Source organism: Kitasatospora sp. NPDC058162, from assembly GCF_042884005.1.
Lineage (GTDB): Bacteria > Actinomycetota > Actinomycetes > Streptomycetales > Streptomycetaceae > Kitasatospora.
On the sequence record NZ_JBHVUS010000007.1, the window covers coordinates 309,447 to 330,211 of the forward strand.

The following is a 20,765-nucleotide window of genomic DNA, read 5'->3' on the forward strand; positions in this document are numbered from 1 at the left end:
GGTGGCCGTCCGGTCCGCCCTACCGTGAGCCGCATGACGGCCCGCGCGACCATCCGACAACTCCAGCTCCACACGGACGAATTGATCGACCGGGTCGCGGCCGGGGAGCGGATCGGGATCACCCGCGACGGCCGCGTGATCGCCGTACTGGCGCCGCCCCACCCGGAGCAGCGGGTACTGGAGGAACTCGTGCGCACGGGCAGCATCGACCCGGAGAACGCCGCCACCGCGCGCGGACTGGCCGACTGGGACCCGCCCGCGACCGACATCCAGCTCCCGTCGGCGACCGAGGCCCTCCACAAGATGCGCGAGGAAGAAGACCGTTGATCTACCTCGACTCCTGCGCGCTCCTCAAGCTCCTCCTCCCGGAGACCGAATCCTCCGCGCTGCGAACACATTCCTCTCGTCACACGGTTCCGAAGGCCATGCGACCAGTGCGCTGGCCCAGGTCGAGGTCCCGCACGTGTTCATCAGGATTGGTACGCCGCAGCAGTTACACGATGCTGCGGCGGACCTGCTCGACCGAATGCTCCGCATCCGGCTCTCCGATCCGATCCTCCGAGCCGCAGGCAGCTTCCCCACCCGGCACTTGGGGACGCTCGACGCCATCCACCTCGCCAGCGCCGAACACCTGGAGCATGCGCTCACCGCTTTTGTGACGTACGACAAACGCCTCGCCGAAGCGGCCGAGGAACGTGACCTGCCGATCACCGCGCCGGGCTCGACTCTGAATGGCGAGCCCGGCAACACCCCTGGCTAGCAGCCGGATCCGCGCGCGGAGGGAGCGGCCATGCCCGCAGGCTACCCGCGGCCGTCCGGCGGGCGGCGGTCAGGCCCGGCTCCCCTCCGGCAGGGCCGGTCGGAGCCTGGTGGTGACCACCGCGAGGGTGCCGGCCAGGGCGATCGAGGCGAAGACGGCCAGCGCCCCGGTGGTGCCGACCGCGCCGGCCAGCGTGCCGCCCAGCAACGCGCCGACCGGCATGACGAGTTGGCCGATCGAACGGGACAGGCCGAGCACCCGCCCCAACTGCTCGGGCGGGGACAGCTGTTGCTGCAGGGTCACCCAACTGACGCCCCAGACCGTCGCGCAGAAGCCGAACACCGCCTGGTAAACGATCAGCACCGGGAGCGCCGCCCCGAGCGAGGCCAGCGGGATCAGGAACAGGGCGGCCGCGGCCAGCGGGCCGAAGACCGGGATCACCCTGGTCAGGCCGACCCGCCGGATGACCCGCTTCGCGGTGAGCACCGCGGTCACCGCGGCGATGCTGTAGACGGCCTGGGTCAGTCCGAGCTCGCCCGGGCCCAAGTCCACTACCTGGTAGGCGAAGTAGGCGAACAGGCCGGCCAGCCCGGCCCCGCCCAGGTTGAGCGCGGCCGCGGCGACCGCCAGCCGGGCCAGCAGCGGCTCGTCCCGCAGGACGTCGATCCCCTCCCGCAGCGACGCCCCGATCCCCGGACGCGCGGCGGCCGGCTGCGGCTCCTCGCCCCGCCGCAGCCGGGGCAGGCTCATCGCCAGCGCGGACAGCCCGTAGCTGACCGCGTCGGCGACCATCGCGGTCGCCGCGCCCACCGCCTGCACCAGCGCGGACGCCAGGCCCGGCCCGGCGATCTGGCCGACCGAACGGGCCCCGGCCAGCTTCGCGTTGACCGCCACCAGGCCGTCCTTCGGCACGAAGTCCGCCACCACGGTCGGCACCGCGATGGCGGAGACCCCGCCCAGCGCCCCGGAGACCGCCGCGACGGCGTAGAGGTGGAGCAGGGTCAGCGCGCCGACGGCGTGCGCCACCGGGACGGTGGCGATGAGCAGCAGCTGGAGGAGGTCCACCGCGACCAGCAGCCGCCGCCGGGAGGCGACCCGGTCCACCAGCACCCCGGCGAACGGCCCGGTCAACCCCTGCACCCCGTACTCCAGGGCGAACAGCAGCGAGGCCGCCAGCGGCCCGGCGTCCAGGAGCAGGATCGCCAGCGCCGGCAGGGCCAGCGCCGTGACCTGGGTGCCCGCCACGCTGACGCCCTGCGAGAACATCAGCGCCGGCACGGCGCTCCGCGCGGGCGGCGACGCGACCGAGGGGGTGGCTCCTGCAGCTTCATCTGCCATGCGCCCCAAGCTACTTCATGCTATGGCGGACCGACTTGACGGTCCGCCATACTCGATTCGCACAGTGTTCGAGCCCGGAGGAAGGGGAAGCTCGTGAGCTTCGTTCTCGTGTTCCTGGCCGCCCTGGCGGCCGTCATCGCCGGCACCACCCTGTTCCTGCTCCGCCGCGAGCGGTCCCGCCGGACGTGGGCGGGCGACCCGGAGGGCCTGTCGGTCGAACGGCGCCGGACCTCCCAGGCCGCCCGGATCCGCACCGTCTACTCCACCTGGGCCACCCACCACGGCAACGGCCTGCTCCCGGACGACCTCCACAAGCTCTACGTCTGACAGCGCGTCTGACCGCCCGTCTGACAGCGCGCTCCGGGACACCCGAAAACCCGGGTGCGGTCACCACCGCACCCGCGCGAAACTACCCGGATGAACTCCGACGCCGACCGGACACCGCAGGTCCGGGCCCTCGACCACGTGGCCTCGCTGTCCGCCGGCCCGCCCGTCGACCCGACCCTGCGGGTGACCCTCAACTTCCACCCGGACCGCGTCTCCCGCGGCCGGACCGTCCTCGACGCCCTCGCCGAGGACGGCGTCTACCTCTCCCAGTTCGCCACCGGAACCAGCAACGGCGGCCTGACCGCCCACCCCGGCGGGGACCGGTGGCGGTGGGAGAGCCGGATCTTCAACGGCGCCTACGACGACGCGGCCCCCGACCAGCGGCCCGCCTACGGGGCCCTGGACTACCGCCGCAGCCAGGTCGGCGCCGCACCGCGCTTCGGCTCCGCCCACCTCCGGCTCGCCGCCCCCGCGCTGGAGCGCACCACCTTCTGCTACCCGGACAGCTTCCTGGAGCCCACGGACTTCGGCACCGCGACCCGCATGCGGCTCGTCGAGCTCGCACTCGCCGACGACCAGGACGCCCTCGACGACTACATCGAGGCGCAGGTCCACGGCCCGGTCCGGCTCGCCCGGGACGTCGAGGCCCTGGTGCTCGACCCCTGCTACCGGGACACCCCCGTCGAGGACGCCGCCCGCCGCCTCCCCTGCCCGCTGGAATGGCACCCCGGCTTCCGACTCACCGTCGAGGAGCTACGCCGCCACCCCGACTACCGCGGCCAGGAGTTCGTCGACCTCGGCGCCCGGATCGCCGAGGACGGCGCACTCGACCCTTGCATCATCGGCACCGCCGCCGCCACCGGCCTGCACGACCCCCAGGCCCTCAAGCGGGTGTGGCACTACCTCGCCCGCTTCGGCGCCCCCGCGTGACCGACCGGCCGCGCCGCCCTACAGCACAGAGCCGAGCGCGTCGATGATCGGACCGACGGCCTCGAAGCCGGAGGCCGCGACGCTCATGATGCCGCGGATCCGCTCGATGATCGCCGGAATGCGGCCCGGGTCCGCGCCCTGGAGGTTCTCGGCGGCCTGCCCGGCGGCGTCCCGCAGCTGCGGCTGGAGCTCCGGGTCCCGCGCCACCGCGCCCAGCGCGGCGACGAGTTGGGCGAGCAGGGCGGACTGGTCGGTGCCGAAGTGGGTGGTGACCTCACGGGCCTGGTTGTGGTCGCCGATCTGGACCACGCCCGCCTGGTAGTTGTTGGTGACGTTCCGGGGCTGCTGCGACGCCGACATGATGCGCTCCATCCTCGCTTCTTCAACTGCCTTGTCCGTCAGGCGGATCGAGACGCCGGCCCGGTTGATCCGCGGCGATCCCTTGACGACACCGGCCCGGGCGAGGGAGTTGACGACCTTCAGGAACAGCCTCACCGGTATGAACGGCTGTCGGCGGACGTGGTCGGTGACGTCGATCCACACCCCCGAGACGGTCGAGCGCGCGTACAGCTCACGACGCAACTCCTCGGCGTAGGAGTTCAGTTCGGCCGGGGTGAGACCCCCACCCCGCCTGCCGTTCTTGCGCACGCCGACGCTCGCGATGACCAGCACGCCGATGATCACGAGCGCCCCGATGACAACGTATTCCACTGCTCGCCGCCCCCCGCGGCTCGGAGAATCTCCTGCGCGGGCAGTGTAGTACCGCCACCTTCCGCACGAACCCTCGACCGCTGCAACGTCACCGCGCCAGCGGCGTCAGCGCCGGGGGGCGGGCCGGGCGGAGTGCGGCGGCGGCCTCGAACCGCTCGTTGAAGGCCTGGGTCTCGGCGAGGCGGTCCTCGTCTGTGATCGTCATGGGCCGATCTTCGCGACCGTCCGCGACAGCCCCATGTCACCCTTTTCCAGTGGCCCGCGTCACATTTCCCGCCGCGGCTACCCTGGGGACGGCGCCCGCGCCGCAGCCGGGGCGCGTTCGAGAACCGAGGTTTCCCGTTGTCCGAGTACCAGGCCGCGCCACGGACGGTCGTCGAGGCCTGCTTCGATCCGCGGGGCAGCGCCTCGCTCGCCTACGTCTACGACGTCGCGGCCGCGGCCGGCCTCGCCGACCAGCCGGTCCGGCTCGCCATCCGCCGGCTGGAGGCGGCCGGTGTCCTGCGCCAGGAGGGGCGGGGCCGCAAGGGCCGCCTCCTGCTGACCGACGCGGGACGGCTCCGCACGGACGCGGACGCCCGCTTCGTCCGGCTCGCCTACGCCCAGGACGGCGGCCTCGCCCCCTGGGACGGGCTCTGGCGGCTGCACACCTTCTCCGTACCGGAGCAGCACCGCCCCGAACGCGACGCCCTCCGCACGGCGTTGACCCGGCTCGGCGCCGCCCCGCTCGCGCCCGGCGCCTACCTCAGCCCGCACGACCTGCTGGCCGAACTCGTCGGCGAGACCTCGGAGTCCACCGTCGGCGCGTACCTGATCACGGCGGAGGCCACCCGGCTGACCGGCCCGGGCTTCACCGACCCGGCCTCGGTCGCCGAGCGCCTCTGGCCCGCCGCCGACACCGTCGACGCCTACCGACCGCTCGCCGAGGCGCTCGCGGCCGAACCGGTCGGCAACGACCGCGGCTCCACCGAACTCGTCGCCACCGCACTGGGGTTGGCCGACGCCTTCAGCCGGGCCCTGGAGCACGACCCGCTGCTGCCACCCGAACTGCGCCCCACCCCCTGGCCGCCGTCACACCTCCGGCGCGCCTTCCGGGAGCGGTGGACGGCGCTCCGGCACCAGGCCCCGGACCTCTCCCTCTTCCGCACCTTCGACCCACCCGCGCCGCCACCGACCCCCACGCCGCCGGCTTGCCCTCCGGAGCCTGCGGGACCCCCGAGCACCCCGCCGCCCGGCCTCGGGCGAAAACCCGTTTGGCGCGGCTCCCCACCGGCCGGACAATCGCCGGATGACCGATGACCAGATCGACGTGAACCGCCGCCGGGCCGCCCGCCGGGCGTGTACCCGCTTCCTCTCCGGCAGCCGCCCGCTCACCATGCGGGAGCGGCTCACCGCCCTCGCCGAGGCGGTCGAGCCGGACGCCCATCCCGACATCTACGGCGACGGCGGGCCGGTCGGGGAGCTGGAGGAGCGCACCGCCGCGCTCCTCGGGACGGAGGGCGCGGTCTTCTTCCCCACCGGAACCATGGCCCAGCAGGTCGCCCTGCGTCACCACGCCGAGCGGACCGGCAACCCGGCCGTCGCGCTCCACCCGCAGAGCCACATCGAGCGGCACGAGCGCCACGCCCACATCCAGCTGACCGGCCTGCGGAGCCTCTGGCCCACCACCGAGCTGCGGCAGCCGACCGCCGCCGAGCTGCGCGGCCTCGGCCAGCCGTTCGGCACCCTGGTGGTGGAACTCCCGCTCCGCGACCCGGGTTTCCTCCTCCCCACCTGGGACGAGCTCACCGAGCTGGTCGCCGCCGCCCGCGAGGCCGGCGCCCGGGTGCACTTCGACGGCGCCCGCCTCTGGAACACCACAACCCACTTCGGCCGGCCGCTGAACGAGATCGCGGCCCTGGCCGACAGTGTCTACGTCTCCTTCTACAAGGACCTCGGCGGCATCAGCGGGGCCGCTCTCGCCGGGGACGAGGCCTTCACCGCGTACGCCCGCACCTGGCGCCACCGTTACGGCGGGCAGCTCTGGCAGCAGTGGCCGGCCGCCCTCTCCGCGCTCACCGGCCTGGACACCGAGCTCCCCCGGATCCCCGGCTACGCCCGCCACGCGCCGACCCTCATCCCGGCCCTGGCCGCGCTCCCCGGTGCGCGGATCTTCCCGGAGGTCCCGCCCACCCACGACTTCCAGCTCTGGCTGCCGCACCCGGCGAGCGTCCTGAACGCCGCCACCCTCGCCCTCGCCGAGCAGGAGAAGACCTGGTTCCTGGACTGGACCGACGCCGCCCCCGGCCTCGCCATGGCCGAGGTCCGCCTGGCGGGCGCGGCCCAGGACTGGACGGCCGAGGAGGTCACCGAGCTCGGGCTGCGCTTCCTGGAGCTGGTCGCGGCCGCCGAGCGGGGCTGAGCCGCCGGCCCCCTGACGCGAAGAGCCGGCCGGAGCCAACCGGCGTCAAACGGATGGCGGGCCCCAGACCCTTTGTGTCAGAATGACGATTATGAGCAAGCAGCACGTGGGGGAGTTCGCCGACGTCCGCACCCGCGAGGAACTGGCGGGCCTGATGGCCACCGGGGCGCGGCCGAAGTGGGTGATGTTCTGGGGCCACACCGCCCGCAAGGGCGGTGGAACGCGGCAGGAGTGCCTGAGCCAGTGGTGGCCCGGGCGGTTCACCGTCGACGGGGTGACGTACGCGTCCGCCGAGCACTGGATGATGGCCGGGAAGGCCCGGATGTTCGGCGACGAGGCGATCGAGCAGCAGGTGCTGGAGGCCCGGACGCCCGCCGAGGCGAAGAAGCTGGGCCGGCTGGTCCGGGGCTTCGACGACGAGGCCTGGGTGGCCGGGCGGTTCGACCTGGTGGTCGAGGGGAACGTCGCGAAGTTCGGCCAGGACGAGGCCCTGCGGGAGTACCTGCTGGGCACGGGCGGTCGCGTCCTGGTCGAGGCCAGCCCGCTGGACCGGATCTGGGGCATCGGGCTGGGCGCGGACGACATCCGGGCCGAACGCCCCCTGGAGTGGCGGGGGTTGAACCTGCTCGGGTTCGCCTTGATGGAGGCGCGGGCGCGGCTGGCCGGATGAGGCCGGTCGTCCCGCTGCTGGACGGTGCGGTGGCGGTCTCGACCGTCGCCGCGCTGCTGCTCGCACCCCGGACGGCGCGGCGCGGGGAACGCCCCCGGCCCGAACGGCGACGCCTCGGCCCGGAGGGGGCACTCGCCGCCGTGGTGGCGCTGGTCTACCTCAACCAGGTGCTGTTCGCCGTCTACGTCCAGCGGGTGAAGGGCGGCAGCCCGGCCTTCATCGCCCGCTACCTGCCGCCCGGCTGGTTCGACGTCCCCCGCCTGGGCCCGCTCGCCGCGCACTTCCCCGCACCGGAGCTGCTGGCCCCGTCCGTGCTGCGGGTCCAGGCCTTCCTCGAACTCCCGCTGGTGCTGCTGGCGTTCGCCGCCGTGCTGCGGTGCCTGGACCGGACGCTGTACGTGCGCGCGGCCCGCTCGCCGCTGATCCCGCTCGCCGCCGCCTCCTACACGGTGGCGTTCTGCGCGGTCGAATGGGACCTGCGGAACCCGTACACCGTGGACGACATCCTCCTGCGGCTGCTCTCCGCACTGCTCACCCCGCTGCTGGTCGCCCGGCTGGCCCGGGGCGAGCCCGCCACTCCCCCGCCGGCGCCGCGCAGTCCCCTCCTGTTCGCGCTCGACCTGTGGGCGTACGGCCAGCTGATGCTGGTGCTGTACGACACCGCGCTGCTCTACAACCTCGCCCGGATCGGCGGCCACCTCCCCTCCGCCGCAACGGCGTTGGCGGTACTGGTCGGCACCCGCGCGGTCGAGCGCCGAGTCCCGTACGGGAGCGGCCCGTTCACCACCGCGCTCACCGGGACGATCGGCCGGGGCCTGCTGCTCTTCCTCGTCCCCGCCCTGGCGATCCGCTACGGCGTCTCCTTCGGCACGCCCGAACTGGCGGCCGCGGCGGGGCTGGTGGTGTGCGGGGCGGCCGTCCGGCGCGACACGCCGCGGATCCTCCCGGCGGCGGCCGTGGGCGCGGCGGTCGGCTACGCGGTCGCGCACTTCGCCCCCGGCCCGTACTACGAGGCGACGCTGCTACGGAGCGCGACCGGCGCACTCCTCACAACGGCCGCCCTCTGTGCGCTCCTTGACACCACTCGGGCACGACTGGTCGCGCTCCCGTAACTCCATCGCCACATTCCGACGCCAGGATGTCCCGCAGTCAGGGTACAGATGGACAGGTTGGGGCGATCATGCGCATGCGGTCGACGGAAGAATCCGCAGGCCGGCCACCGGAGGGCGAGCAACAGGCCGCCGAACTCCGGTCCGAACTGGACGAGTTGCTCCGCGCGAGCCGCTACGCGAGCCAACGCGAACGCCGGTTGAACGAGGCGATACGGGCGACCCCGGGCCGCCAGCGCCCGGACGGCGACCTGTTGCGGCAGCTCGCCCAGGCCCGCACCCTCCGCGAGGGCCTGGGCGCGCGCTGCCTGCAACTGAGCGATCAGTTAGAGGAGTTGGAACTCCACCTCAGACAGCAGCAGCACCCGCAGCACTACCCGGAACACGCGGAGTACGCAGAACACCCGGGGCACCCGGAACACCCGCCGCAGCCTCCCCACCAAACCCCACCACCCCCGGCCCCGGCCCCACCCCCGGCACCCCCGGCCCCCGTGCCTCCCGTACCCCCCGCCCGCCCCGACCTCGGCGCCCTCACCGAGCGGATCACCGGGCTCCACCGCAGCGGCGCCCTCCCCGAGGCCGAGGAGCTGCTGGACCAGGCCGCCGCCCGCCTCGCCCCCGCCGACGCCGCCCTACTGGTCGGGATGCTCGCCCGGCGCGGCCCGACCACCGGCACCTCGCTCCGGCTGGCCCGGACCGCCGCCCGGAGCGCCCCGGAGCACGCCGTCGCGGTGCTGGCGGAGCTGCGCGAGCTGGGCCTGGCCGAGGAGGCCGCCGAGCTGTTCCACGCCTTCTGGGCCTACCCGGCCGCCGCGGTCCCGGCCCTGCTCGCCGCGCTGGAGCGGTCCGGGCAGCACGCCGACAGCGCCACCCTGCTCTGGGAGTGGGGCTCGGCGCCGACGCCGGAGCTGACCTCGCTGGCCGCCCACCTCCAGCAGCACGGCCGCCCCGCCGACGTCCGGACGCTGCTGCGCCAGGCGGCCGGGCGTCCGACCGCCGACCTGGTCGGCCTGGCGACGGAGCTGCCGCCCGCGCTGGCCACCCTCCTGCTGCAGGAGCTGGCCGTGCTGCGCCCGTCGGTCGAAGTGGTGCGCCTGGCCGCCGCCCTGGACGGCCGCCGGGACCTCTACGGGCAGCTGCTGGCCGCGCTGCTCGCCGACGAAGCCCGCCACCGCACCACCCTCGCCGCCCTCCGCGCGGCCGGCCTGCCGACCGCCCCGCCGACCGCCCCGCGCTCCCGCTGGGGCCGGCGCTGACCCACCGGCCGTCCCACCGGCCGTACGAAAGCGGGGAGCCCCCGCCCGCCTCCACGAGGGAGGACGGCCGGGGGCTCCCCGAGGTACCGCGACACCGAAGTACCGCGACACCGAAGTACCGAGCTACCGGAGTACCGGACTCAGCAGCCGATCAGACGCGCCGCCAGGTAGCCCTTCACCTGGTCCAGCGACACGCGCTCCTGCGACATGGTGTCGCGGTCGCGAACGGTCACCGCGTTGTCCTCGAGGGTGTCGAAGTCGACCGTCACGCAGAACGGCGTGCCGATCTCGTCCTGGCGGCGGTAGCGCTTGCCGATCGCGCCCGCGTCGTCGAACTCGACGTTCCACGCGGTGCGCAGGTCGGCGGCCAGGCCGCGGGCCTTCGGCGAGAGGTCGGCGTTGCGCGACAGCGGCAGGACGGCGACCTTGACGGGGGCCAGCCGCGGGTCGAGCCGCATGCCGACGCGCTTCTCCATGACGCCCTTGGCGTTCGGCGCCTCGTCCTCGAAGTAGGCGTCGATCAGGAAGGCCAGCATGGCGCGGTTGAGGCCGGCCGCCGGCTCGATGACGTACGGGAAGTACCGCTCGCCGCTCTCCTGGTCGAAGTACCGGAGGTCCTTGCCGGAGGCCTCGCTGTGCACCCGGAGGTCGTAGTCGGTGCGGTTGGCCACGCCCTCCAGCTCGGAGAACTCGGAGCCGCCGAAGTTGAAGCGGTACTCGATGTCCACGGTGCGCTTGGCGTAGTGGGACAGCTTCTCCTTCGGGTGCTCGAAGAAGCGCATGTTCTCGGTGCGCATGCCGAGGTCGACGTACCAGTCCCAGCGCTGCTGGAGCCAGTACTCGTGCCACTGCTCGTCGTCGCCCGGCTTGACGAAGAACTCCATCTCCATCTGCTCGAACTCACGGGTGCGGAAGATGAAGTTGCCGGGGGTGATCTCGTTGCGGAAGCTCTTGCCGGTCTGGGCGATGCCGAACGGCGGCTTCTTGCGCGAAGTGACCTGGACGGAACTGAAGTTGGTGAAGATGCCCTGAGCGGTCTCGGGGCGCAGGAAGGCCAGGCCGCTGGCCTCCTCGGTGACGCCGAGGTGGGTCTTCAGCATGCCCGAGAAGTCCTTGGGCTCGGTGAACTGGCCCTTGGTGCCGCAGTCGGGGCAGTTGACGTCCTTGAGGCCGTTCGGCGGCGGGAAGCCGTGCTTGGCCTCGTACTTCTCCTCCAGGTGGTCGGCCCGGTGGCGCTTGTGGCAGGAGAGGCACTCGGTCAGCGGGTCGTTGAAGGTGGCGACGTGGCCGGAGGCCTCCCAGACCTCACGGGCCAGGATGACCGACGAGTCCAGTCCGACGACGTCCTCACGGGCCTGGACCATCGTGCGCCACCACTGGCGCTTGATGTTCTCCTTGAGTTCGACGCCCAGCGGCCCGTAGTCCCAGGCGGCACGCGTGCCGCCGTAGATCTCGCTGCAGGGGTAGACGAAGCCACGGCGCTTGCTCAGGCTGACGATCGTGTCGATCTTGTCGGCGGCCACAGTGCTCTCTTCAGTACGTACGGCACGGTCAGGGCACGGCTGGTTGCTCGTACCCGAATACCCAAGGTTACCGGCCAGACGGGTACGGGGTTCAAATCGATATGGTCCGGCTCCCCCCATCCACGGCCACCTGCCGTTCACCCGTCCGAGTGAGTTGACAATCATTTCCAGTTCAGATGAGAATGATTGTCATGATGATCGGACTGTTCAGCCGCCGGACCCGCACCACCGCCGCCCTGGCCACCACCGCCCTCGCCGCCTCCCTGGCCCTCACGGCCTGCGGCGGCAGCAGCAGCGCCAAGGGCACGGACGGCAAGCTGAACGTCGTCGCCTCCTTCTACCCGATGGAGTTCCTGGCCCAGCAGATCGGCAAGGACCACGTCTCGGTCACCGACCTCACCGCGCCCGGCGTCGAGCCGCACGACCTGGAGCTCACCGCCAAGCAGGTCGCCGGTGTCCAGAAGGCCGACGCGATCATCTACCTCAAGGGCCTCCAGCCCACCGTCGACCAGGCCGTCGACCAGTCGAACAGCAAGCACCGGATCGACGCCACCACCGCCAGCCCGCTGGTCGACCACCACCTCGACGAGGGCACCTCCGGGGGCGACGGCCACCAGCACGCGGGCCCGGCCGGCGACCCGCACATCTGGCTCGACCCGACCCGCTACGCCGCGATCGCCAAGAGCGTCGGCGCCGAGTTCGCCAAGGCCGACCCCGCGCACGCCGCCGACTACCAGAAGAACACCGACGACCTGGTCACCCGGCTCGGCGCCCTGGACCAGGAGTTCCAGGCCGGACTGAAGGACGCCAGGACCAAGACCTTCGTCACCAGCCACGCCGCCTTCGGCTACCTCGCCGACCACTACGGCCTCACCCAGGTCGCCATCAACGGCGTCGACCCGGAGTCCGAGCCCACCCCGGCCCGCCTCGCCGAGGTGCAGAAGGCCGCCAAGGACAACGGCGTCACCACGATCTTCTTCGAGACCCTGGTCAGCCCCAAGCTCGCCGACACCGTCGCCAAGGACCTCGGCCTCAGGACCGCCGTCCTGGACCCGCTGGAGGGTGTCAAGGACCCCTCCAAGGACGACTACCTGACCGTCATGAAGCAGAACCTGGACAACCTCCGGGCCGCCCTCGGCGCCCCCGCCGCGGCCACCCCGGTCCCCACCCCCGCGAGCTGACGGGACGCCCCACCATGACCCACCCGATACCCCCGGCCGTCCGCCTCCGTGACGCCGTCGCCTCGCGCGGCGGCCGGCCGGTGCTGCGCGGCGTCGACCTCACCGTCCGACCCGGCAAGGTCGTCGCCCTGCTCGGCGCCAACGGCTCCGGCAAGTCGACCACCGTCAAGGCCGTGATCGGCTCCGTGCCGCTGGAGCAGGGCACCCTGGAACTGTTCGGCACCCCGTACGGCTCCTTCCGCGCCTGGCACCGCATCGGGTACGTCCCGCAGCGCACCACCGCCGCCTCCGGCGTCCCCGCCACCGTGCGCGAGGTGGTCTCCACCGGACGGCTGGCGCAGCACCGGCTGCTGCCCTTCCGCCGCAAGGACCGCGCCGCGGTGGACGGCGCGCTGGCCGCCGTCGGCATGCTGGACCGGGCCGGCGACGGCGTCGCCGACCTGTCCGGCGGCCAGCAGCAGCGGGTGCTGATCGCCCGCGCCCTGGTCGGCACCCCCGACCTGCTGATCATGGACGAGCCGATGGCCGGGGTGGACGCCGCCAGCCAGCAGGTGCTCGCCGACACCCTGCGTGCCGAGGTCGACCGCGGCGCCTCCGTGCTCCTCGTCCTGCACGAACTCGGGCCGCTGGAGCCGCTGATCGACCGCGCCGTGGTGCTGCGGGACGGCTGCGTCGCGCACGACGGCCCGCCGGTGCCCAACACCGGCCTGCACGCGCTGCCCGGCCACGACCACGTCCACCCGCACGCCGACCTCACCCCGCCGAGGCTGCTCGCATGACCGAGATGCTCTCCTACGACTTCATGCAGCGCGCCCTGCTCGCCGCCGTGCTGGTCGGGATCACCGCCCCCGCCGTCGGGATCTACCTGGTGCAGCGCCGCCAGGCCCTGATGGGCGACGGCATGGGCCACGTCGCGATGACCGGCGTCGGCCTCGGCTTCATCTTCCAGACCAGCCCGGTCTGGATGGCCGTGCTGGTCTGCGTGCTCGGCGCCGTCACCATGGAGCTGGTCCGCTCGCGCGGCAACCAGCGCGGCGACATCGCCCTGGCGATGCTCTTCTACGGCGGCATGGCCTGCGGCAAGCTGCTCGTCTCGATGTCCGCCCAGGCCGGGGCCGGCTCGCTGGAGAGCTACCTGTGGGGCTCGATCCTCACCGTCGCCCCCGCCGACCTGGCCACCATCGGGGTGCTCGGCGCGGTGGTCATCGCGGTCACCGTCGGCCTGCGCCGCCAGCTGTTCGCGATCTGCCAGGACGAGGACTTCGCCCGGGTCACCGGCGTGCCGGTGCGCACCCTCAACCTGCTGCTCGCGGTGATGGCCGCGGTCACCGTCACGGTCGCCATGCGGGTGGTCGGGCTGCTGCTGGTCAGCGCCCTGATGGTGGTCCCGGTGGTCGCCGCCCAGCAGCTCACCCGCTCCTTCGCCGCCACCCAGGCCGCCTCGATCGCGCTCGGCGTGGTGGTCGCGCTGGCCGGCGTCACCGGCTCCTACCAGCTGAACGTGCCCTCCGGCCCGGCCATCGTGCTGCTCGCCATCGCGGTGTTCGCGGTGTTCAGCGCGATCGCCGCCCCGCTCGCCCGCCGCCGCCACCGGCGGCACTCCGACGCCGACCGGGGTCCCCAGGTCTGCGACGTCCAAATCCCCGGCCAAGCGCCGGGAAAGACTTCCTCCGACCTGACCACTCCGGAGCGGCGGGCGGGGCTGGCACAATGAGGTGCGTGACGCCCACGACCCCAGGAGGACCCACGGTGACCACCGCAGGCCCGTCGCCGCGCGCCCGATCGACCCGGCAGCGTGCCGCCGTCTCGTCGGCCCTGGACGAGATCGCGGACTTCCGCAGTGCCCAGGAGCTGCACGACTTGCTCAAGCACCGCGGGGACTCCGTCGGTCTGACCACGGTCTACCGCACCCTGCAGTCGCTCGCCGACGCCGGTGAGGTGGACGTGCTGCGCACCGCCGACGGCGAGGCCGTCTACCGCCGGTGCAGCAGCGGACACCACCACCACCTGGTCTGCCGGCACTGCGGCGCCACCGTCGAGGTCGAGGGCCCCGCGGTCGAACGCTGGGCCAACTCGGTCGCCGCCGAGCACGGGTTCAGCGACATCGCCCACACCCTGGAGATCTTCGGCACCTGCGCGGACTGCGCGAAGAAGGACTGAACGGCCGTCCGTACGGGGGCAGCCCGCACGGACGCGCGTCGAAGGGCCCGCGGGAACGGTTCGTTCCCGCGGGCCCTTCGGCATGCGTACCGGCGGTCGGCGTCAGCGCTGGGTGGGCAGCTCCAGCGGCGCGGCGACCTCGTTCGGGATCGCCCCGCCGAAGCGGCGGTCGCGCCTCGCGAACTGCTCGCAGGCGCGCCACAGGTCGCGGCGGTCGAAGTCCGGCCAGAGCACGTCCTGGAACACGAACTCGGCGTACGCGGACTGCCAGAGCAGGAAGTTGGAGGTGCGCTGCTCGCCGCTGGGGCGCAGGAACAGGTCCACGTCCGGCATGTCCGGGTGGTACATGTACTTGGCGATGGTCTTCTCGTTGACCTTCTTCGGGTCGAGCCGGCCGGCCGCCACGTCCAGCGCGATCGCCTGCGCCGCGTCGGCGAGTTCGGCCCGGCCGCCGTAGTTGACGCACATGTAGAGCGTCACGGCGTCGTTGCCCTTGGTCTGCTCCTCGGCGACCTGGAGCTCCTGGACGACGCTCTTCCACAGCTTGGGCATCCGGCCGGCCCAGCGGATCCGCACGCCCATCGCGTCCATCTCGTCGCGGCGGCGGGCGATGACGTCCCGGTTGAAGTTCATCAGGAACTTCACCTCGTCGGGCGAGCGCTTCCAGTTCTCGGTGGAGAACGCGTACAGCGAGATGTTCTTGACGCCGAGCTCGATCGCGCCCTTGAGGACGTCCAGCACGACGGACTCGCCGATCTTGTGGCCCTCGGTGCGGGGCAGCCCGCGCTCCTTGGCCCAGCGGCCGTTGCCGTCCATCACGATGGCGACGTGGTCGGGGACCAGCTCGCCGGGGATCTTCGGGGGCTTGGCGCCGCTGGGGTGCGGGGTCGGGGGTTCGTAGACCCGCTGCTTGCCGCCGCCGAAGAGCCGTCGCGCTGCCATGTGCTCACTTCTCCACGTATCTCATCGAGCGGATGCCCCGCTCCAGGTGCCACTGCAGATAGGCCGCGACCAGGCCGCTGCCCTCCCGCCAGTACCGCGGCTCGCAGGCGTCGGCCGTCCGCCAGTCCCCTGACAGCAGCGCCCCGAGCAGTACCAGTGTCTCAGGGGAGGGTACGGCACATCCGGGCACTCGGCAGTCCGCGCAGAGCACCCCCCCTGCGGGGAGCGAGAAGAAACGGTTCGGCCCGTCCAGGCCGCACTTGGCGCAGTCGGTGAAGCTCGCGCCGTACCCGTTCACCGCGAGCGAGCGCAGCAGGAAGGCGTCCAGCACCAGGTGCGATTCGTGCACCCCGGCCGCCAGCGTGCGCAGCCCGCCCACCAGCAGCAGGTACTGCTGGACGGCCGGCTCGCCCTCGTTCTCGGCGAAGCGCTCGGCCGTCTCCAGCATCGCGGTGCCGGCGGTGTAGCGGCCGTAGTCGGTGACGATCGAACCGCCGTACGGGGCGATGGTCTCCACCTGGGTGCAGAGCGGCAGCCCGCGCCCGATCAGCTCGCTCCCCCGGCTGAAGAACTGCACGTCCACGTGCGAGAACGGCTCCAGGCGGGCGCCGAACTTGGACTTGGTCTTGCGCACCCCGCGCGCCACCGCCCGGACCTTGCCGTGGTGGCGGGTCAGCAGGGTGATGATCCGATCGGCCTCGCCGAGCTTCTGCGCCCGCAACACGACGCCGTCGTCCCGGAAAAGACTCATGCCGTCCATTGTCCCCCAGGGCACGGACAGCCGAGGACGGCCGGGAAACGGCCGTGGCGGGCCGGGGACAGCCGTGTTGCCCGCACCGGGGGGCCGTGGGGGAGGACCACTGCGGTGCGGGTCACGGCGGGCCCGGAGGGGGGGCGGGCCCGTTTGTGGGGGATACGGAAGGCTCAGCGGGGCAGCAGCCCTACAGGTTCTCGTACGGTGCCCGGGTCGCCGCCTCCAGCAGCGCCGGCACCTGGCTCTGCGGCAGGTCCAGACAGCTCCCGACCACGGCCAGCGCCTCGCGCTCCTGCGGCAGGTAGCGCCCGTCGGCGAGGGCGATCGCGGCCCCCTGCAGCAGCAGCCGCTCCCGGCCCTGCTGGGCCAGGTGCGGGGCCAGCGGTTCGAGCACCGCGTGCAGTTCCACGGCCAGGCCGCCGGCCATCCCGCGGGCGTCGTGGAGTTCGCCGCCGAGCCCGGACAGCGCGGCGAGCGCGGCCAGCACCTGGGCCTCGCCGCAGTCCTCGAACCCGGCCTCGCGCACCACCGTGCAGGCCGCCTCGCGGGCCGCCCGGTGGGCGGTGCCGCCGGCCGCGAGCAGGGCCAGTGCGATGGTGTACTGGGCGTCCCGCAGCATCGCGCCGAGGCGCACGACGGTGGGCTGCTCCAGGGCTTCGACGCCGTAGCGCCCGTGGCAGCTGGTGCACTGCACGCTGCCGATCACCGGCCCGAGCGGGACGACGGGCGTCCCCAGCAGCCGCAGCCACCGCCGGCCGTGCTGCCGGCGGTAGTTGCGGTCCCCGCCGCAGCCCGGGCAGAAGAAATCACCGAGAACATCGGTCCGCCACCTCGGGCGAACACCCCACAACCTGGTCACGGCGCCACTCCCCAGACATGGCAGGCGGCCTGCACAACTATGGGCAGGTCACGCGACCGGACACCGAGGCCGTCCCACCGACCCGGCTTGCCGGTGGATCGATGTTGCCACGGTTACCGGCACGTGTCAGTACCTCGAACGGCTTCCGATCCGAAAAAATGTGGCGCAGGCCACAACGTGCGGCGCACGTGGCGAAGGGCCGCCCCGGAGGACGGCCCTTCGCGTACCACCCGCACGAATTAAGCGCGCTGCGAGCGGTTGACGGCACTGATCATCGCCTTCAGCGAGGCCAGCACGGTGTTGCCGTCGATGCCCACGCCCCACAGCACCTTGCCGTCCACCGCGCACTCCACGTACGCGGCCGCCTGGGCGTCGCCGCCCTCGCTCAGCGCGTGCTCCGCGTAGTCCAGCACCCGTACGTCCACGCCGATCCGGGCCAGCGCGTCCGCGAAGGCCGAGACCGGGCCGTTGCCGGTGCCGGACAGGGTCACCGGCTCGCCGTCCACCACGGCCTCGGCGGTCAGCGCGTCCCGGCCGTCCTCGGTGGTCAGGGTGCGCGAACCGGCCAGCGACAGCCGGCCCCACGGGTTGTCGGTGGTCGGCAGGTACTCGTCCTCGAAGACCCGCCAGATCTCCGCCGGGCTGACCTCGCCGCCCTCGGCGTCGGTCTTGGCCTGGATGATCCGGGAGAACTCGATCTGCATCCGGCGCGGCAGGTCCAGCTTGTGGTCGTTCTTCAGGACGTACGCCACCCCGCCCTTGCCGGACTGGCTGTTGACCCGGATGACCGCCTCGTAGGTGCGGCCGACGTCCTTCGGGTCGATCGGCAGGTACGGCACGCCCCAGGTGTGCTCCGTCACCGGCACCCCGGCCGCCTTCGCGTCCGCCTCCAGGACGTCGAAGCCCTTCTTGATGGCGTCCTGGTGCGAGCCGGAGAAGGAGGTGTACACCAGGTCCCCGGCGTACGGGTGGCGCGGGTGCACCTCCATCTGGTTGCAGTACTCGGCGGTGCGGCGCACCTCGTCGATGTCGGAGAAGTCGATCTGCGGGTCGATGCCCTGCGAGAACAGGTTCATCCCCAGCGTCACCAGGTCGACGTTGCCGGTCCGCTCGCCCTGCCCGAACAGGCAGCCCTCGATCCGGTCCGCGCCCGCCATGTAGGCCAGCTCGGCGGAGGCCACGGCGGTGCCGCGGTCGTTGTGGGGGTGCACCGACAGGCACACGTACTCCCGGCGGGACAGGTTCCGCGACATCCACTCGAACTGGTCGGCCTGGACGTTCGGGGTGGCCCGCTCGACGGTGGCCGGCAGGTTCAGGATGATCTCGCGGCCCTCACCCGGCTGCCAGACGTCCATCACCGCCTCGCAGACCTCCAGCGCGAAGTCCAGCTCGGTGTCCACGAAGATCTCCGGCGAGTACTGGTAGCCGAAGACCGTGTCGTCGCCCAGCAGCTTGTCCGCGTACTCCATCACCAGCCGGGTGCCGTCCACGGCGATCGCCTTGGTGGCCGCCTTGTCGTTGCGGAACACCACCCGGCGGAACAGCGGCGCGGTCGCGTTGTACAGGTGGACGGTCGCCCGCGGGGCGCCGACCAGCGCCTCGACGGTCTTCTCGATCAGCTCCTCGCGGGCCTGGGTCAGCACCGAGATGGTGACGTCCTCCGGGATCGCCCCCTCCTCGATCAGCGACCGCACGAAGGCGTGGTCGGTGGCGCCGGACGACGGGAAGCCGACCTCGATCTCCTTGTAGCCCATGGCCACCAGCAGGTCGAACATCTTCCGCTTGCGGGCCGGGGACATCGGGTCGATCAGCGCCTGGTTGCCGTCCCGCAGGTCGGTGGAGAGCCAGCGCGGCGCCTTGGTGATCACCTTCTCCGGCCAGGTGCGGTCCGGCAGGTCGACGGTGCCGAACGGCAGGTAGCGCCCGTACCGCATGCCCGAGGGCTGCTGGCGCACGGAGGCGGCGGTGATCGGGGTCGGCCGGTCGACGAAGGCGCGAGCGGCGGGGACGGACGCGGCGGAGGTCTGCTCGGTCATGGAGGTGACTCTCGGCTTCCTGTGGATGCGTGTGTGCGGGCGGTCGGGAGTGATCAACACCGACTGGCCGGCCTCTGCTGCGCCTCGCGATACGCCGTTGGATCGCCGAATCCGCGCACAGCTCGTTCCCCGCGGCGAGGGGAGCCGGCCCCAGTGGACTACAGGCCCTCGACGCGGCAGCTAAGAAGAAGCAGCCCGTTGCGCATGATGTGGCCCAGCGTAACCCAGGCCCGCGCGCCCCCGAAGTGATCCGGGCTTCCGTTCCACTCCTTGAGACGTGGACCCGTCGCACCCGAGGTGGTGACATCCGGTCATCGAGGCCTCACCCTGGGCCACATGACTGCAGCAGTACCGATCTGCGCGATCGTCCGGCGTCAGCCCGGGCTGAGCCGCAGTTGGGCGGCGCTCAGCCGCAGTTGAGCCGCGCTTACGTCACGGTCGGGAAAAAGCGCCGCAAAAGCCTTCCCTGCGTAGCACCATGGACACCATGCGCATCCAGGTGACCCGGACCGGCGGACTCGCCGGAATCCTCCGCCACGCGGAGCTCGACACCGTCGACCGCACGGACGGCCCGCACGTCCACGCGCTCGCCCGCGAGGCCGTCGCGGGTGGGCTGCGCGCGCCGTCCTACGGCGTGCCGGACGGCTTCCACTACGAGATCACCGTGGACGGGCGGACGGTGTACTGCGCCGACCCCAAGCTCACCGACTCGCAGCGGGAGCTGATCTCGCTGGTGCTGCGCGAAGGGGCGTAGCCCCCTCACGTAGCCCCTCACGGCGAGGGCCCGTCCGGACGCCGAAGCGTCCGGACGGGCCCCGGGGCCTGCCGCCCCCTGCCGAACTCCCCCGTCAGAAGCCGAGCTTGCGCAGCTGCTTGGGGTCGCGCTGCCAGTCCTTGGCCACCTTGACGTGCAGGTCCAGGTAGACCGGCGTGCCGAGCAGCGCCTCGATGTGCTTGCGGGCGGTGGTGCCGACGTGCTTGAGCCGCGCGCCCTTGGCGCCGATCACGATCGCCTTCTGGCTCTGCCGCTCGATGTAGACGTTGGCGTGGATGTCCAGCAGCGGGCGGTCCGCCGGGCGGCCCTCGCGCGGCAGCATCTCCTCGACCACGACGGCCAGCGAGTGCGGGAGTTCGTCCCGCACGCCCTCCAGGGCGGCCTCGCGGATCAGCTCGGCGACCATGATCTGCTCGGGCTCGTCGGTGAGGTCGCCCTCCGGGTAGAGCTGGTCACCCTCGGGCAGCAGCTTGGTGAGGAGGTCGGCGACCAGCTCGACCTGCTTGTCGCCGACCGCGGAGACCGGGATGATCTCGGCCCACTCGAAGCCCAGCTCGAGGCCGAGCTGGTGGATGGCGATCAGCTGCTCGGCCAGGCGCTTGGAGTCGACCAGGTCGGTCTTGGTGACGATGGCGACCTTGGGGGTCTTCTTGATCCCGGCGATCTCCTTGGCGATGAACTTGTCGCCGGGGCCGATCTTCTGGTCGGCGGGCAGGCAGAAGCCGATCACGTCGACCTCGGCCCAGGTGGTGCGGACCAGGTCGTTGAGGCGCTCGCCGAGCAGGGTGCGGGGCTTGTGCAGGCCGGGGGTGTCGACCAGCACGAGCTGGGCGTCCGGGCGGTGCACGATGCCGCGCACGGTGTGCCGGGTGGTCTGCGGGCGGTCGGAGGTGATCGCGACCTTCGTCCCCACCAGGGCGTTGGTCAGGGTCGACTTGCCCGCGTTGGGACGGCCGACGAAGCACGCGAACCCGGAGCGGTACGAGGAGGAAGGGGCATTCATGGGCTCCATTCTCCCTGATCACCGGAGCCC

Annotated in this window: 22 protein-coding genes; 14 read left to right on the plus strand and 8 right to left on the minus strand. The window is 72.4% G+C overall.

Annotated features, from left to right (window positions below; all coding sequences use genetic code 11):
- The first annotated feature begins 33 nt into the window (after positions 1 to 33).
- A complete protein-coding gene (locus ACFVXG_RS17040) occupies positions 34 to 327 on the plus strand; it encodes a type II toxin-antitoxin system Phd/YefM family antitoxin (protein ID WP_387928276.1) in 294 nt (97 codons plus the stop codon).
- 112 nt (positions 328 to 439) lie between these two features.
- Positions 440 to 760 carry a type II toxin-antitoxin system VapC family toxin gene (locus ACFVXG_RS17045; protein WP_387928427.1) on the plus strand — a complete coding sequence of 107 codons (321 nt, stop codon included), beginning with the start codon at positions 440 to 442 and terminating at the stop codon, positions 758 to 760.
- Between the two features lie 69 nt (positions 761 to 829).
- On the opposite strand, the gene ACFVXG_RS17050 is transcribed toward ACFVXG_RS17045, so the two are convergent.
- The gene (locus ACFVXG_RS17050; protein WP_387928278.1) at positions 830 to 2,098 is read right to left on the minus strand and encodes an MFS transporter; all 1,269 of its coding nucleotides are present in this window, start codon (positions 2,096 to 2,098) and stop codon (positions 830 to 832) included.
- A 93-nt stretch (positions 2,099 to 2,191) separates the two neighbouring features.
- Here ACFVXG_RS17050 and ACFVXG_RS17055 point away from each other — a divergent pair, with 93 nt between their 5' ends.
- Together ACFVXG_RS17055 and ACFVXG_RS17060 are read left to right on the plus strand one after the other, a co-directional pair.
- Positions 2,192 to 2,425, plus strand: coding sequence for a hypothetical protein (locus tag ACFVXG_RS17055; protein WP_387928280.1), 234 nt, complete (start codon positions 2,192 to 2,194; stop codon positions 2,423 to 2,425).
- A gap of 90 nt (positions 2,426 to 2,515) precedes the next feature.
- Positions 2,516 to 3,355 carry a DUF3626 domain-containing protein gene (locus ACFVXG_RS17060; protein WP_387928282.1) on the plus strand — a complete coding sequence of 280 codons (840 nt, stop codon included), beginning with the start codon at positions 2,516 to 2,518 and terminating at the stop codon, positions 3,353 to 3,355.
- 18 nt (positions 3,356 to 3,373) lie between these two features.
- Here the strand turns inward: ACFVXG_RS17060 and ACFVXG_RS17065 are convergent, their stop codons facing one another.
- Entirely contained in the window at positions 3,374 to 4,066 is a 693-nt protein-coding gene (locus ACFVXG_RS17065) for a hypothetical protein (RefSeq protein WP_387928284.1), read from the minus strand.
- 342 nt (positions 4,067 to 4,408) lie between these two features.
- Between ACFVXG_RS17065 and ACFVXG_RS17070 the strand changes: the two genes are divergently transcribed.
- From ACFVXG_RS17070 to ACFVXG_RS17090, 5 genes are all read left to right on the plus strand, one after another.
- The gene (locus ACFVXG_RS17070; RefSeq protein ID WP_387928286.1) at positions 4,409 to 5,365 is read left to right on the plus strand and encodes a PaaX family transcriptional regulator C-terminal domain-containing protein; all 957 of its coding nucleotides are present in this window, start codon (positions 4,409 to 4,411) and stop codon (positions 5,363 to 5,365) included.
- A complete protein-coding gene (locus ACFVXG_RS17075) occupies positions 5,355 to 6,467 on the plus strand; it encodes a threonine aldolase family protein (protein WP_387928288.1) in 1,113 nt (370 codons plus the stop codon). Before ACFVXG_RS17070 ends, ACFVXG_RS17075 begins: the two co-directional genes overlap by 11 nt.
- A 91-nt stretch (positions 6,468 to 6,558) precedes the next feature.
- Entirely contained in the window at positions 6,559 to 7,137 is a 579-nt protein-coding gene (locus ACFVXG_RS17080; protein WP_387928290.1) for an NADAR family protein, read from the plus strand.
- Entirely contained in the window at positions 7,134 to 8,249 is a 1,116-nt protein-coding gene (locus tag ACFVXG_RS17085) for a hypothetical protein (protein WP_387928292.1), read from the plus strand. Before ACFVXG_RS17080 ends, ACFVXG_RS17085 begins: the two co-directional genes overlap by 4 nt.
- 74 nt (positions 8,250 to 8,323) lie before the next feature.
- Positions 8,324 to 9,502 (plus strand): hypothetical protein, encoded by a 1,179-nt coding sequence (locus tag ACFVXG_RS17090; RefSeq protein ID WP_387928294.1) that lies wholly within the window; start codon positions 8,324 to 8,326, stop codon positions 9,500 to 9,502.
- Between the two features lie 140 nt (positions 9,503 to 9,642).
- On the opposite strand, the gene ACFVXG_RS17095 is transcribed toward ACFVXG_RS17090, so the two are convergent.
- On the minus strand, positions 9,643 to 11,025 hold the full coding sequence (locus tag ACFVXG_RS17095; RefSeq protein ID WP_387928296.1) for a glycine--tRNA ligase: 1,383 nt from the start codon (positions 11,023 to 11,025) through the stop codon (positions 9,643 to 9,645).
- A 191-nt stretch (positions 11,026 to 11,216) separates the two neighbouring features.
- On the opposite strand from ACFVXG_RS17095, the gene ACFVXG_RS17100 reads away from it, so the two are divergent.
- The 4 genes from ACFVXG_RS17100 to ACFVXG_RS17115 are packed head-to-tail and all read left to right on the plus strand — an operon-like array spanning position 11,217 to position 14,366.
- Positions 11,217 to 12,206 carry a metal ABC transporter substrate-binding protein gene (locus ACFVXG_RS17100; RefSeq protein ID WP_387928297.1) on the plus strand — a complete coding sequence of 330 codons (990 nt, stop codon included), beginning with the start codon at positions 11,217 to 11,219 and terminating at the stop codon, positions 12,204 to 12,206.
- A 14-nt stretch (positions 12,207 to 12,220) separates the two neighbouring features.
- Entirely contained in the window at positions 12,221 to 12,985 is a 765-nt protein-coding gene (locus ACFVXG_RS17105; protein ID WP_387928299.1) for a metal ABC transporter ATP-binding protein, read from the plus strand.
- On the plus strand, positions 12,982 to 13,920 hold the full coding sequence (locus tag ACFVXG_RS17110) for a metal ABC transporter permease (protein WP_387928301.1): 939 nt from the start codon (positions 12,982 to 12,984) through the stop codon (positions 13,918 to 13,920). The genes ACFVXG_RS17105 and ACFVXG_RS17110 overlap by 4 nt, the downstream gene beginning before the upstream one ends.
- Before the next feature lie 35 nt (positions 13,921 to 13,955).
- The gene (locus tag ACFVXG_RS17115; protein WP_350505368.1) at positions 13,956 to 14,366 is read left to right on the plus strand and encodes a Fur family transcriptional regulator; all 411 of its coding nucleotides are present in this window, start codon (positions 13,956 to 13,958) and stop codon (positions 14,364 to 14,366) included.
- A gap of 102 nt (positions 14,367 to 14,468) precedes the next feature.
- Here ACFVXG_RS17115 and ACFVXG_RS17120 read toward each other — a convergent pair whose 3' ends face one another.
- The 4 genes from ACFVXG_RS17120 to leuA all read right to left on the minus strand — a co-directional run bounded on the left by ACFVXG_RS17120 (position 14,469) and on the right by leuA (position 18,957).
- Positions 14,469 to 15,308, minus strand: a complete 840-nt coding sequence (locus ACFVXG_RS17120; RefSeq protein ID WP_387928303.1) for an isoprenyl transferase — start codon at positions 15,306 to 15,308, stop codon at positions 14,469 to 14,471.
- Between the two features lie 4 nt (positions 15,309 to 15,312).
- Positions 15,313 to 16,059 carry a DNA repair protein RecO gene (recO, locus tag ACFVXG_RS17125; RefSeq protein WP_350505370.1) on the minus strand — a complete coding sequence of 249 codons (747 nt, stop codon included), beginning with the start codon at positions 16,057 to 16,059 and terminating at the stop codon, positions 15,313 to 15,315.
- A 190-nt stretch (positions 16,060 to 16,249) separates the two neighbouring features.
- Positions 16,250 to 16,921: a TerB family tellurite resistance protein gene (locus tag ACFVXG_RS17130; RefSeq protein ID WP_387928305.1), complete on the minus strand. Its 672-nt coding sequence runs from the start codon at positions 16,919 to 16,921 to the stop codon at positions 16,250 to 16,252.
- Positions 16,922 to 17,160: 239 nt separating this feature from the next.
- Positions 17,161 to 18,957, minus strand: a complete 1,797-nt coding sequence (leuA, locus tag ACFVXG_RS17135; protein WP_387928307.1) for a 2-isopropylmalate synthase — start codon at positions 18,955 to 18,957, stop codon at positions 17,161 to 17,163.
- Positions 18,958 to 19,444: 487 nt separating this feature from the next.
- On the opposite strand from leuA, the gene ACFVXG_RS17140 reads away from it, so the two are divergent.
- Positions 19,445 to 19,711, plus strand: coding sequence for a protealysin inhibitor emfourin (locus tag ACFVXG_RS17140; protein WP_350505374.1), 267 nt, complete (start codon positions 19,445 to 19,447; stop codon positions 19,709 to 19,711).
- A gap of 94 nt (positions 19,712 to 19,805) precedes the next feature.
- On the opposite strand, the gene era is transcribed toward ACFVXG_RS17140, so the two are convergent.
- Positions 19,806 to 20,735 carry a GTPase Era gene (gene era, locus ACFVXG_RS17145; RefSeq protein ID WP_363439893.1) on the minus strand — a complete coding sequence of 310 codons (930 nt, stop codon included), beginning with the start codon at positions 20,733 to 20,735 and terminating at the stop codon, positions 19,806 to 19,808.
- Positions 20,736 to 20,765 lie beyond the last annotated feature (30 nt).